Here is a 13,100-nt window from a genome sequence, read left to right as displayed (position 1 = left end):
CAAGGACTCGCGCAATCCAAACCCGGTCCCCGCCGCCAGACGGGGACCGGGCCGGAGTCAGAAGGCGATCCGCAGCCCAGCCTTGATGCTGTGATCCTGCCCTGCCGACCCGATCACACCGTCATAGCTGACGGTGATCAGTGCCCCCTCGCTCAGGCGAAGCCGCGCGTCGATCGTCGCGACGCCAGCATTGCGCGAGCGCGGCGTGCCGATGACCGTGAAGCCGGGTCCGGTCGCGAAACGCATCGAGGTCGCCGGGGTCAGGTCGCCGAAGCCGTGCTGCCATCCTATCGTACCGCCGACCGAGAAGACCCCCGACGTCGCGATCGAGAAGCGGGCGCCAAGCGTCGAGAGGGTCGCATTCTCGTCACTTTTGGCGCCCGCAACCGCCGCGCTCCCGCCGGTTTCGGCGAAAGCATCGGTATCGGCGCGAACCGCGACGATCTGGGCAAAGGGTTCAACATGGCCGCCGCCGAGCGGCAGGCGATAGCCGAGGTCGGCAAAGCCGTGGACGACCGAGCCGTCATAACCGGCGACAAGGCGCTGGCCGATGCCGGGGAAGGCGACGGCGCGGTCGGTGTCGATGCTGGCCGAGGCATAACCGCCGCCGACCTTGAGCGCCGCGCCGCCGAACTGCACACCAGCATAGCCCAGCACGTGCCAGCTCTTGAGCTTGGCGCTGCTGCTGCGCGCACGGGCATCGACGTCGGTTTCGAGATAGGATCCCGCTACACCGATCATCGCGCTGTCACTGACCGCGAAATCCGCGCCAAGCACGCCGCCGATCGTCTCGCGGTCGAGGTCGGCGGTGCCGTTGGCGCCGTCGCTGTCGCCCCAATTGCCGAACAGCTGCCCCCACACGGCCCCGCCGTTCCGGCCGTCGAGCCGCTCGAGCACGGCGTTACGCGGCAGGCGGCTTTCCTCGATCATCGCGGTACGGACGCTCGGGTGGATTTCGCCCGAGAGGCCGTCGAACGCCGCCTGCGCCGCCGCATCGCTGGGCAACAACAGCGTCGCCGCGGCCAGCGGATCGGTCGCCGCCTGCCCGTCGAGCGCGGTGCCGACCGCGATCTGGTTCGGCGTGATACCCGCCGCCGCGAAAGCGCGCAGCTTGGCGAGTTCGACAAAGATCGTCGTCGCTGTGCGGCCCTGGCGATAGCCGAGGAAGTTCGAGAGCAACTGGTCAGCGAAGGTGAAGCTGCCGGTCACCCCGCCGGCCGATTCAAGCACCGTGTATCGCGTACCGAGCACCGCCGGCTGCGGGTTGCTGACCTGCAGCCGCGCGCCCGCCGCGATGGTCGTGGCGCCGTCCGCGATAAAGCGGTCCGATCCGCTACCGCCGGCATCGACCGCAAGCAGCGAACCCGCCGCGAAGCTCGCGTCGCCGCTGGTCCGGACGACATCGCCGATGCCGCCATCGGCCATGGTGATGATGCCCTGGTTGGTCAGCGTTTCGAGACCCGAATAGGTGGTCGTCTCGGCGGTCGACGCCGCGGTGCCGCCGATCAGGCGCCCGCCGGCGACATTGACCAGCACATCGTCGACGCCGCCAAAGACATTGACCCCGCCGATGCTGTTCCAGCTGCCGGCGTTGGTGAAGCGATGGCTCGCCTCGATATCGGGCACTTCGGCGATGATGAAGGCGCCGCGCGCCGAACGGGCACGGGTTTGCTCACCGGGATCCTCGGGTTCCGGCTCGGGCTCGGGTTCAGGCGCGACGATCCCGGCGTCGATCCGGATCGTGCCGAGCAAAATTCCGTTGTTGAGAATATCGACCGGACCGCCCGCTGCCTGGATCGCAAGGTCACTTGAAGCGCCAGAGCGGTTGCGGATCGTCCCATCGTTGGTCAGGCTGAACGCCAGCCCGCTTTCGGTGACCGCATCGATCGCGGCGATACCGCCCTCGACCGTGCCGCGGGTCATCAGCGTCGTGCCGCCGTCCGCGTCCGCGTTGATCGCAGCGATACGGCTGTCGGCGGCGCGCACCAGGCCCACACTCCCGCCGCCGCCGTCACCGCCACCCCCGCCCGTGCCTCCCGTCAGGATCGACACGCCAAATTCGTCGCCCGAGGCATTGTTGACGTCGAGCAGGATCGGCCCCGAGCCGCTGACGAACAGACCGTCGCCAGCGGCGCCGGTCAGCGTGCCGGTCGATACGAGGCTGGTTGTACCGGTCCCCTGCGTCAGCAAGACGACGCCGCTTTGCGCGCCGGTGACATCACCAACCACGACGCGCGTGTCGCCGGTGGTTCCCGTCGGCCGTTCGATGCGCACCCCGTCGCGCCCGGCAACCACCGGCCCGGTCACCGTCAGGTCGACGTCGCCATCGCCCGGCGGGTTGATGAAGATGCCGTCGGTCGCCCCCTCGACCGCGGCAAGCTGAACCACGATGTCGCCCGCCGACGCCGCGGCGGTGATTTCCACGCCGCGTCCCTCGCGCCCGCGTACCAGCCCGGTTGCGGTCAGCGACGTCGAGCCGATCCCGCCGTTGCGGATCAATATGCCCGCGCGACCCTCTACTCCCGCCACATTTGCGATCACGTCGCCGGCGCTGCCGCCGGTGGTGATGTTCATGCCGTTGCCGCTGACCTCGGCGTCCTGCGGGCGAACATTGTTGCTCAGCAACTGGCCTTGCGCCGTGACGACCGTACGTCCGCTCCCCTGATTGCTGATCGCGATGGCGGTCGCGCCCGAAGTCACGGCGCCGCGCGTGGTGACGACGATGTCCTTCGCCGAAGCGCTATTGCCGAGCGTGATACCCTGCCGACCGGTCACGTCGAGCGTGCCGTTGACCGTGATGCTCGTCGATCCGGTGCCGAAATTGTTGACGTTGATACCGCCGCCCACACCGCCGACATTGTTCGCCTCGATGACGACGTCGCTGCCCGCGCCCTGCACGCTGTGAAAGCCGACGATCGCGAAGCCCTCGCTGCCGGTCGCGCTCGCCGTGCCCGTCGAGGTGATGCGGATCGCGCCGCTGCCGCCCCGGTTCTCGACCCCGATGCCCGAGTTGCCGCCTGCGGCATTGTTCGAGAGGACGTCGATGTCGCCATTGCTGCCGGGCAGCGCTACGACGGTGATGCCGGTGGTCGCACCCGTCACCGTGCCCGTCGCCTCGACCAGCACCCCGCCGGTGCCCGCGTTGTTGGTGATGATCCCCGCGCGTCCGCCGCCTGTCACGTCGCCAGCGGTGCGGATTTCGATGCGCGAGGCGCCGCCGCCATTGCCGACCGCAATCCCGTCGCGTCCGCGGCCGATGATGGTCGAGGCATTGGCATCGTTATAAGTGAGCGATCCCGGACCGGAAATGACGAGGCCGTTGCCAGGGCTGTCGATCTCAAAACCGGGCGCGGTGGTAACGGTGATCGTCCCGCCGTTTCCGACGCTCTGCTCGTTGGTATTCTCACCCGAACAGACCGCGGTGCCGCCCGGCTGGACGACGCATTCGGCCCATGCGGGCGACGCGTTCAACGCCGCGAAGCCCGCGGTGGCGGACAGGAGCGCGGCGCGCATCTGGCTGCGCCGGCGAGCGGTGGAGAAATTGGTGATGGTCATCGGACGGAAACCCCAAGGCTGAAAGTCAGGACTGACCGGTCTTGGGGTTCGTGTGAAATCCCGTCCGATCGGGAAATTCTCTGCCGCCTCGCGGTACCGAGGACCAAGTTGCAACTTGTTGCAACGCGCGGAGACTTGTTGCGACGCCCCCTTCGCCGACCCGTGATTGCGCCAGAACCCGGCAAGCACGCCGCCGTCCAGCGCAAGAAATGTCAAAACCGGTTGCAAGTCGCGCTAAAGCCAAGGCCGGCCCGGTGGCCTAATCCTGATCGCAATGGAGGCTCACAATAGCCCCGATGCACAAGGGAGTAAGGACAATGGCACGCATCGCACTGACGCGCACCCTGATGGCGGCGCTCGCGGTTTCGACATCGACATTCGCAATGGCGCAGGACGCGCCGCCCGCCGAAGAGACGGCGAGCGACGGCGATATCGTCGTCACCGCCCAACGCCGCGAACAATCGTTGCTCGACGTGCCGCTCGCGGTCACCGCACTCGGCGGCGATACGCTCGCCGACCGCGGCATCACCAATTCGGCGCAGCTCGGCAGCGCGGTTCCCAATCTCCAGATCAACAGCCCCTATGGCAACACCCAGCCGAACTTCTCGCTGCGCGGGATCGGGGTTGCGAACGAATATAACAGCAACCAGGCCTCGCCGGTCGGCGTCTATCTGGACGACGTCTATCTGGCGCCGCGTACCAGCCACGGCATGGGCCTGTTCGACCTCGACCGCATCGAGGTGCTGCGCGGACCGCAGGGGACGCTGTTCGGGCGCAATACCACCGGCGGCGCGATCAACTTCATCACCAAGAAACCGGACCTGTCAGGCACCAACGGCTATCTGCAAGTCGGCTACGCCAATTTCGACACCTTCACCGCACAGGGCGCCGCCGAGGCGACGCTGGCCGAGGATGTCGCCGGACTGCGGCTCGCGGTGAACTACGCCAAGGGCGACGGGCAGATCAGGAATGTCTTCCCCGGCGGGCGCGATGCCGCCTCGGTCGACACGCTGCAGGGTCGCGCATCGCTGCGCGTCAAACCCACCGAGACGCTGGACATCGTGCTGCGCGCCTATGCCGGCCGCGACCGCGGCACGCAGGCCGCCGTACATGGGCTTCAGCCCTTCCGCACCGGGCTCGGCTTCTTTCAGACCAACGAGAACCGCATCGGCGACAACAACACCGACGCCTGGGGCTTCTCGGCGAATATCGCGCTCGAACTCAGCGACACGCTAAGCCTGACCTCGATTACCAGCTACGACGGCGGCAAGCAGGATCTGCAGCAAGCGGCCGACGGATCGCCGCTCGACATCCTCGATATCAACTGGCGCTCGCGTTACCGGCAGTTCAGCCAGGAACTGCGCGCCAACTATGAAGGCGACGGGATCAATTTCGTCGGCGGGCTCTTTTACGGCTGGGACCGCAATATCACCGACAACACATTCAACCTGCCGTTGCCCCCGGCGGGCGGCTTCTTCCAGCATTACCGGCAGGTCCGCAAAAGCTATGCGGTGTTCGGCCAGGCCGACATCGACCTCGCCGACCGCCTCGTGCTGACGGTCGGCGCGCGCTATACCAAGGACAAGTCGCGCTACGACGACGCCTTCGCTTACCTGTTCGTCGGCGGGGTCGACGATCCGCAGACCCCGATCGCGACGACCGTCCCCTGTGCCGGCGTCGCGGGCACCTGTGCCTATGATCCCGATGCGCGCTTCGCGCTCGCCGACACGAACAATGCGCTGACCGGGCGCATCGCGCTCAGCTATAGCTTCGACGACGGCCCGCTGGTCTATGCGAGCTATAACCGCGGCTATCGCGCGGGTGCGGTCAACGGCGGCGGCTACACCTCGTCGGCGGGGATCGGCTATATCGAGCCCGAGCGCGTCAACGCTTATGAAATCGGGATCAAGGGCCGCGCCGGCGGCCGCCTGCTGACCTACGCCGCCTCGGCCTTCTATTATGATTATTCGAACCAGCAATTGCAGGACACGCGCGCCGGCCCGGTCTCCTTCCTCGTCAACGCTCCGTCGTCGGAGGTCTATGGCTTCGAGGTCGAAACGACGCTGCGCCCGGTCGATGGCTTCCGCATCGATGCGTCGCTCGGCTGGCTGCACTCGAAATATAAGGAGCTGACGCTGCAGGGTGCGGACCTGTCGGGCAATGAGTTACCCTTCGCGCCCAAGCTCACCGCGCAGCTCGGCGTCGAATGGGACGTCGTGGAGGTCGCGGGCGGCACGATCACGTTCGCGCCGAATATCGCCTATTCGAGCCGCCAATATTTCTCGCCGTTCAACGAAATCGACGCGCCCGGCACGCCGCAGGTGAACAGTGAACTCCAGCAAGGCGCGAATGCCAAGGTCAATGCATCGCTCAGCTGGAGCAGCGACGCGCTGACGATCCGCGCTTTCGCGAACAACATCTTCGAGCGCAAGACCTATGGCTATGGCCTCGACCTGCGCGGCGCGGGCTTCCCCTATAACTTCCTCGTACCGAGCGCGCCGCGCACTTACGGCGTCAGCCTCCGCTACAGCTTCTGACGATGACCGACCTCAAGGACCCCGATCTTTACGTCGGCGGCATGCCCTATGCCGAGCTCGCGGCGCTGCGCGAAGCGGGCTCGGTCCACTGGAATCCCGAGAGCGACGGCGCGGGATTCTGGGCGGTGCTGGGGTTCGACGATATCGTCACGGTGTCGCGGCAAGCCGATCTCTTTTCTTCGGCGCACGAGAATGGCGGGCACCGCATCTTCAACGAGAATGAGGTCGGGCTGACCGGCGCCGGGGAATCGGCGATCGGCATCCCCTTCATCTCGCGCGACCCGCCGACGCACACGCAGTATCGCAAGTTCGTGATGCCCGCGCTGTCGCCGGGGCGGCTCGAAGGGATCGAGGCGCGGATCGCCGAACGGGTCGAGCGATTGTTCGCCGAGGTACCGCTGGGTGAGGCCATCGACATATTGCCGCTCCTCACCGTGCCGCTGCCGCTGCTCACGCTCGCCGAGTTGCTCGGGGTGCCCGCCGAGACCTGGCACGACCTCCACCGCTGGACCGACGCCTTCGTCGGCGAGGACGACCCCGATTTCCGCCAGTCGCCCGAAGCCATGCAGGCGGTGATGGGCGAGTTTATCGGTTTCGCCACCGCCTTGTTCGAGGAGCGCCGCGCCCACCCCGGCCCCGACATCGCATCGCTGCTGGCAAATACCGAAATCCACGGCGAACCCGTCCCGCTCGGCGACTTCGTCGGCAACCTGATCCTCGCGCTCGTCGGCGGCAACGAAACGACGCGCAATTCGATCAACCACAGCCTGATCGCTTTTGCCAACAATCCCGATCAGTGGGATGCGATCCGCGCCGACTCCGGCCTGCTGCCGAATGCGGTCAAGGAAATGGTCCGCTACGCGAGTCCGGTCATCCACATGCGCCGCACCGCGACGCGCGATACCGAGCTTGGCGGGCAGGCGATCCGCAAGGGCGAAAAGGTTGTCGTCTTCTACCCCAGCGGCAATCGCGATCCGTCGATCTTCGCCGATCCAGACGCCTTCGACATCACACGCCCGATCCGCCAGCATCTCGCGTTCGGCGCGGGCACGCACGTCTGTGTCGGCTCGCGGCTGGCCGAGATGCAATTGCGACTCGCCTTTGCCACGATGGCGCGCCATGTTCGGCGAATAGAGATCATCGGAGAGCCGAGCCGGGTGCGGTCGAACTTCATCAACGGCTTCAAGCGGCTCGAGGTCAGGCTGACAGCGTGAAACACGAGAGCGTCTGGGACAATAAGGACATCATCTGCGACGTTCTCGGCCGCGCGCCCGACGTCGAGATGGGGTCGATCGGCGATGGCTGGTCGCTTTGTCGCTGGCGCCAGTTTGTCGGCAGCTACACCCTGCCCGCGTTGCCCCAGCCGATCTTTACCGTGCATGTCGCGGGCAAGCCGCAGGTCAAGACATGGGACCGCGACGGCTGGACCACCTCGAGCTCGATCCCCGGCTGCGCAACGATCGTTCCGGCGGGCATGCCGACCGGCTGGCTGGTCGATGGCGAACTCGACGTCGTGACGCTGTCGATGTCGTCCGATGTCCTCGCGGGTCAGCCCTATGCCGACCAGTTCAACAAGCTGCGCTTCGCTTTCGCCGACCCGCTCGGGGTCGCACTGACCCGCCAGATCTTGTCCGAACTCTATGCGCCGCAGGCGGACGAGCGCACCGCCTATGTCGCGGCGATGGTGAATGCGCTCAAGGCGCACATCCTCTCGGGCCCGCCCGCACACGGCAACCCGACCGAGATTCCGGTGTCCGATTTCTCGGCCTATCGGCTCCACAAGATCATGAACGCGGTGCTCGCCAACCCGGCCGAGGAGCATAGCCTCGAGGCGATGGCGGCCGTCGCCGGGGTCACGCCGTCGCACTTCTGCCGCCTGTTCAAAAAGGCGACGGGCATCTCGCCGCACCAATATGTGATGAAGGCGCGGCTCGATCGTGCGCAACAGATGCTCGTCCAGACCGACCTCAGCCTCGCCGCCCTGTCGGAGGCGACCGGGTTCACCAGCCAGAGCCATTTCAGCCGCGCCTTTCGCGCCTGGTTCGGCATGGCGCCCAGCGACTATCGCCAGCAGGAAGCGCGGCGACTCGACTAGACGGAGACGATGATGACACAGGCGCAAGCGGCCGTGGTGCGCGAACCCGGCGGCCCCTTCTCGATCGAAGCCATCGAGGTCGAAGCGCCCCGCGCGGGCGAGGTCCGCGTCCGCATTGCCGGTGTCGGCCTTTGCCACACCGACCTGATCTTCCGTGACCAGTTCGCGCCCTTCGCATTGCCCGGCGTCCTCGGCCATGAAGGCGCGGGCGTGATCGAGGCGATCGGCGAAGGCGTCGAGGGCATTGCCGTCGGCGACGAGGTTGTCGTCGGCTTTTCGAGCTGCGGCGCCTGCCCGCGCTGCGCCGAACATCTGCCGAGCTATTGCCAGAGCTTCGTGCCGCTGAACTATGCCGGCATGCGCCTCGACGACGGCTCGACCGCCTATGCAAAGGGCGAGGAACGGGTGACCTCACACTTCTTCGGCCAGTCGTCCTTCTCGGCGCTCACCGTCACCCGCGCGCGCAATGTGGTGAAGGTCGACACGTCGAAGGTTGCACTCGAGCTGCTCGGCCCGCTCGGCTGCGGTTTTCAGACCGGCGCCGGCGGGGTGATGAACTCGCTCGACTGCCCCGCGGGATCGAGCATCGCGATCTTCGGTGGCGGCCCGGTCGGCCTTGCCGCGGTGATGGGAGCGGTGATCCAGGGCTGTTCTACGATCATCCTCGTCGAGCCGATCGCGGCACGGCGCGCCATCGCGCAGGATCTTGGCGCAACGCATGTCATCGACCCGACCGAAGCGGGCGATCTTGTCGAAGCCTTGCGCGCGATCGTCCCCGCCGGGCTCGACTTCGCCTTCGACACCAGCGGCGTCGTTCCCGTCATCGAAGCCGGCCTCGCCGCCCTCGGCAGCCATGGCGCGATCGGCCTCGTCGGTGTGCCGTCGAAGGCCGACGCGGCGATCAGCGTCAATATCGCCGCGCTGATGACCCCCGGCCACCGCATCATCGGGATCATCGAGGGCGACAGCGACCCGCAGACCTTCATCCCCGAACTGATCGCGCATCATGCAGCGGGGCGCTTTCCCTTCGACCGACTGATCAAGACCTTCCCGCTGGCCGAGATCAACGAGGCGCTCGCGGCGCAAGCGCGCGGCGAGTGCATCAAGGTCGTGCTGATCCCCTGAAGGAGACCCGATATGGATTTCGACCGCGACTATGCGATGCTGATCGGTGGCAAGCTCGAAGCCGGCGGCGCCCGCTTCGATGTCATCAACCCCGCAACCGAACAGGTGATCGGCAGTGTACCCGATGCGAGCACTGACGACCTCGACCGCGCCATCGACGCCGCGCGCGCTGCGTACCCCGGCTGGGCCGCGACGCCGATCGCCGAACGCAAGGCAGCGCTCAACGCGATGGGACAGGCGGTGCTCGCGAACATCGACGCCTTCAAACGCCTGCTCACCGCCGAACAGGGCAAGCCGCACAACGAGGCCGAAGGCGAAATCATGGGTGCCGGTTACTGGTTGATGGGTGCGGCATCGCTCGACCTGCCGGTGACGGTCAACGAAGACAGCGACGAGCGCTACAGCGAGACGCGCCATGTCCCGCTCGGTGTCGTCGGCGCGATCGCGCCGTGGAATTTCCCGATGATCCTCGCAATGTTCAAGGTCGGACCGGCCCTGCTCGCGGGCAATACGATGGTCCTCAAGCCCTCGCCCTTCACCCCGCTCGCGACGCTGAAATTCGGCGAACTGGTCAAGGACATCCTGCCCCCCGGCGTGCTCAACATCGTCACCGGCGGCGACGCGCTCGGCCCGTGGATGACGAGCCATCCGGGCTTCGACAAGATCAGCTTCACCGGCTCGACCGCGACCGGGCGCCGCGTGATGGAATCGGCGGCGCCGACGCTCAAGCGCGTGACGCTCGAACTCGGCGGAAACGACGCCGCGATCGTCATGCCCGATATCGACGTCGAAAAGGTCGCCGAGGAGTTGTTCTGGGCGGCGTTCCGTAACAATGGCCAAATCTGCATCGCGACCAAGCGCATGTATGTGCACAAGGATATCTACGAACCGCTCCGCGACGCGCTCGTCGCCTATGCAAAGACGGTGAAGGTCGGCGACGGGTCCGAACAGGGCACCCAGATCGGCCCGATCAACAACGAACCGCAATACCGCCGCGTGCTCGACCTGATCGCGGACGCGAAGGATAAAGGCTACAAGTTCCTCGTTGGCGGCGAGGCGGCCGAGGTGCCCGGCTATTTCATCCCGGTTACCATCCTCGACAACCCCCCGGAGGACAGCCGGATCGTCCAGGAAGAGCAGTTCGGCCCGGTGCTGCCGCTGATCAAATTCGACGATTATGATGATGTCGTCGCGCGCGCCAATGCGAGTGATTACGGCCTCGGCGGATCGGTGTGGGGCCATGACGAGGACAAGGCGTTCGCCATCGCCCAGCGCATCGCCAGCGGTACCGTGTGGGTCAACGAGACCCAGCATCTGTCGCCGACCGCGGCGTTCGGCGGCATGAAACAGTCGGGGGTCGGCGTCGAGGGCGGGCTGGAGGGTCTGCTGGAATATACCAACGCCCAGACGATCGTCCGGCGAAAATCCCGCAGCGTTCCGGCATAAGCACGAATCAAGGCTTCGAAGCAGCGCACGGAGTATCCCATGCTCGCGTCAGCAGACACCTTCGTTCGCGACAGCCCGTTTGGGCAGTCTTGGCCGCAGCCTCATGATTGCGACTTCCTGCACCCGAAATAGAATTTCGCAGATCTCCCGCCGCTGCTTACCAAGACAAGCTGCATCCACGGGGGTGCGCCATGGAGTTCATGCCCCGGCCCCCTCATCCAGGATATGGGCATAAAGCGCGGGATCGACATTGGATCCCGACACAACGACCGCAACCGGCAAGTCGGACATCGGCGCGCGGCCGTGCAGCAGCGCCGCAAGCGCAACCGCCCCGCCTGGTTCCATGACGAGCTTCAATTCCTCGAAGCCGTAGCGCATCGTCGCCTTCACCTCGTCATCGCTCACGCTGCGCCCACCAGAAAGCAGGCGGCGATTGACCGGGAATGTCAGGCGGCCCGGCGTCGGAGCGAGCAATGCGTCGCAGATCGATGCAGCTCCCGTCGCCACCGTTTCGCGGCGCCCGCTGTCGAGCGATCGTGCCGTGTCGTCGAAGGCGCAAGGCTCGACACTGAACATCTGGAGATCGGGCAGCGCGTCCTTCATGGCCGTGGCGATCCCCGCCACCAGCCCGCCGCCACCACAGGCGACGAGCACCTGCGACAGTTCCGCTCCGGCCTGCCGCGACTGCTCGACCAGTTCGAGGCCGATCGTGCCCTGCCCCGCCATGACGAACGGATCGTCGTAAGACGGCACCAGAACGGCCCCACGTTCGTCCGAGAGCGCTGTGGCGATATCCTCCCGAGATTCGGTGGCACGGTCATAGAAGATGATCTCGGCGCCGAAGGCCCTGGTGTTCCTGACCTTGATGGCCGGAGCATCCGACGGCATCACGATCGAGGCCCCTATTCCCAGAAGCCGGGCGGCCGCAGCCACGCCCTGGGCATGGTTGCCCGAAGACCAGGCGACAACGCCGGCCGCTCGTTCTTCGCCGGTCAAACGCGCCAAACGATTATAGGCCCCGCGAAACTTGAACGAGCCGGTATATTGCGCGCCCTCGAACTTCACGAGGACACGGCGTCCGGCGCGCTCGTTCAGCGACGGAAATTCCAGCAAGGGCGTGCGCACCACCTTGCCCGCGATCAGCAGAGCCGCCGCGCGGACATCTGCGGCGGAAATGGCAAGCTGGCGATCGGTCATATCCTGTTCCTACCAGCCGTTGATCCGGGGCCAGATCGCGGTCACCTGACCGTCGCCGTCCAGCACATGATAGCGATCATATTGCGCCCCGGTCGCGCATGCATGGTTCGGCAGGATGCGGAGCTGCGCACCGACCGGAAGGTCGGGCAATACGGCCGTCGATCCCGGACGCAGGGCGATGACGCCATGCTCCTGATTGGCGTCGATCATGATCAGGTCGTCAAAGACGCGCCCGGCGAAGTCGCACACCAGACCATAGCCCTGGTCGATAGCCTGGCCTGACGTCCCGCGGTCGCGCGACATCGCCATCCAACCAGCATCGACGAGAATCCGGCCCTTCGCAGGTTGATGTCCGATCACGCTGCAGAGCACCGACAAAGCGATGTCGTCGATGCCGACCGAGCCGACGCCGGCCTGATAAAGATCGCCGAACATGAACACGCCGGCCCGCACTTCGGTCACGCCAGCGAGATCGCGGGCGAAACGCGCGGTCGGCGTCGAGCCGACACTGACCACCGGGCAAGGCAGGCCGACAGCGCGCAAGATATCGGCGGCGGAAACCGCCGCGAAGCGCTCGGCTTCGGCCGCGGCCGCGAGCGTATCGGGGTCATCGAGGACATAGCTGCCGCCCGCGTGGATGAGGACGCCGCGCAATTCGGCGCCATCCGTCAGCGCGCGCCCGATTTCGACGAGCGTCGCGGCATCGCCGGGCGCAACGCCCGATCGGTGGCCGTCGCCGTCGATCTCGATCAGTGCGGGAATTCGGTCTCCGCTGGCGCGCGCATGGCGGACGACAGCCTCCGCCTGGTCGATGCTGTCCAGAATGACCGCCAGATCCACTCCCCTGCCGCGGATCGCCGTGACACGCCCAAGCTTGGCGGGCGCGATCCCGACGCCATAGATCATGTCCGTCACGCCGCCTTCGGCGAAATATTCGGCCTCGCGCAGCGTCGAGACCATCGCGGGTCCCGTCGATGACGTCATCGCGACCCGCGCGACGTCGCGCGATTTGGCGGTCTTCAGATGCGGACGGAAGGCCACCCCCAGCCGCGCGAGATGGTCCTGCATCCCGGCAACATTACGCCGCAGCTTCGCTTCGTCGAGAAGGAGGCAGGGTGTCTGCAAGTCCTGAAGTGTCATGATAT

General features: G+C 66.3%; 8 protein-coding genes. 5 read left to right on the top strand and 3 right to left on the bottom strand.

Annotated features, from left to right (window positions below; translation table 11 throughout):
• Positions 1-57 precede the first annotated feature (57 nt).
• The gene (locus ASD67_RS20950; RefSeq protein ID WP_056351204.1) at positions 58-3,555 is read right to left on the bottom strand and encodes an autotransporter domain-containing protein; all 3,498 of its coding nucleotides are present in this window, start codon (positions 3,553-3,555) and stop codon (positions 58-60) included.
• A gap of 317 nt (positions 3,556-3,872) precedes the next feature.
• Between ASD67_RS20950 and ASD67_RS20945 the strand changes: the two genes are divergently transcribed.
• From ASD67_RS20945 to ASD67_RS20925, 5 genes are read left to right on the top strand one after another with little or no spacing between them, the layout of a single operon-like run.
• On the top strand, positions 3,873-6,092 hold the full coding sequence (locus ASD67_RS20945; RefSeq protein ID WP_056351202.1) for a TonB-dependent receptor: 2,220 nt from the start codon (positions 3,873-3,875) through the stop codon (positions 6,090-6,092).
• Positions 6,093-6,094: 2 nt separating this feature from the next.
• Entirely contained in the window at positions 6,095-7,306 is a 1,212-nt protein-coding gene (locus tag ASD67_RS20940) for a cytochrome P450 (RefSeq protein WP_056351200.1), read from the top strand.
• Complete coding sequence (locus ASD67_RS20935; protein WP_056351198.1) at positions 7,303-8,187, top strand: helix-turn-helix domain-containing protein; 885 nt, start codon at positions 7,303-7,305, stop codon at positions 8,185-8,187. Before ASD67_RS20940 ends, ASD67_RS20935 begins: the two co-directional genes overlap by 4 nt.
• Before the next feature lie 12 nt (positions 8,188-8,199).
• Positions 8,200-9,312 carry an NAD(P)-dependent alcohol dehydrogenase gene (locus tag ASD67_RS20930; protein ID WP_056352275.1) on the top strand — a complete coding sequence of 371 codons (1,113 nt, stop codon included), beginning with the start codon at positions 8,200-8,202 and terminating at the stop codon, positions 9,310-9,312.
• Between the two features lie 12 nt (positions 9,313-9,324).
• Positions 9,325-10,758 carry an aldehyde dehydrogenase family protein gene (locus tag ASD67_RS20925; RefSeq protein WP_056351196.1) on the top strand — a complete coding sequence of 478 codons (1,434 nt, stop codon included), beginning with the start codon at positions 9,325-9,327 and terminating at the stop codon, positions 10,756-10,758.
• Positions 10,759-10,956: 198 nt separating this feature from the next.
• On the opposite strand, the gene ASD67_RS20920 is transcribed toward ASD67_RS20925, so the two are convergent.
• A complete protein-coding gene (locus ASD67_RS20920) occupies positions 10,957-11,955 on the bottom strand; it encodes a threonine ammonia-lyase (RefSeq protein ID WP_056351194.1) in 999 nt (332 codons plus the stop codon).
• Positions 11,956-11,964: 9 nt separating this feature from the next.
• Entirely contained in the window at positions 11,965-13,095 is a 1,131-nt protein-coding gene (locus ASD67_RS20915) for a DSD1 family PLP-dependent enzyme (protein ID WP_056351192.1), read from the bottom strand.
• Between the last annotated feature and the right edge of the window lie 5 nt (positions 13,096-13,100).

The organism is Sphingopyxis sp. Root1497 (genome assembly GCF_001427085.1).
Classification (GTDB): domain Bacteria; phylum Pseudomonadota; class Alphaproteobacteria; order Sphingomonadales; family Sphingomonadaceae; genus Sphingopyxis.
The sequence above is the reverse complement of the archived record's forward strand: the minus strand, read 5'-3'. Positions and strand labels throughout refer to the sequence as shown.

What these genes read in the sequence shown, in the direction of transcription:
- ASD67_RS20950 (WP_056351204.1), bottom strand. Translation starts at nt 3,555, where the DNA reads ATGACCATCACCAATTTCTCCACCGCTCGCCGGCGCAGCCAGATGCGC.
- ASD67_RS20940 (WP_056351200.1), top strand. Translation starts at nt 6,095, where the DNA reads ATGACCGACCTCAAGGACCCCGATCTTTACGTCGGCGGCATGCCCTAT.
- ASD67_RS20930 (WP_056352275.1), top strand. Translation starts at nt 8,200, where the DNA reads ATGACACAGGCGCAAGCGGCCGTGGTGCGCGAACCCGGCGGCCCCTTC.
- ASD67_RS20925 (WP_056351196.1), top strand. Translation starts at nt 9,325, where the DNA reads ATGGATTTCGACCGCGACTATGCGATGCTGATCGGTGGCAAGCTCGAA.
- ASD67_RS20920 (WP_056351194.1), bottom strand. Translation starts at nt 11,955, where the DNA reads ATGACCGATCGCCAGCTTGCCATTTCCGCCGCAGATGTCCGCGCGGCG.
- ASD67_RS20915 (WP_056351192.1), bottom strand. Translation starts at nt 13,095, where the DNA reads ATGACACTTCAGGACTTGCAGACACCCTGCCTCCTTCTCGACGAAGCG.
- ASD67_RS20945 (WP_056351202.1), top strand. Translation starts at nt 3,873, where the DNA reads ATGGCACGCATCGCACTGACGCGCACCCTGATGGCGGCGCTCGCGGTT.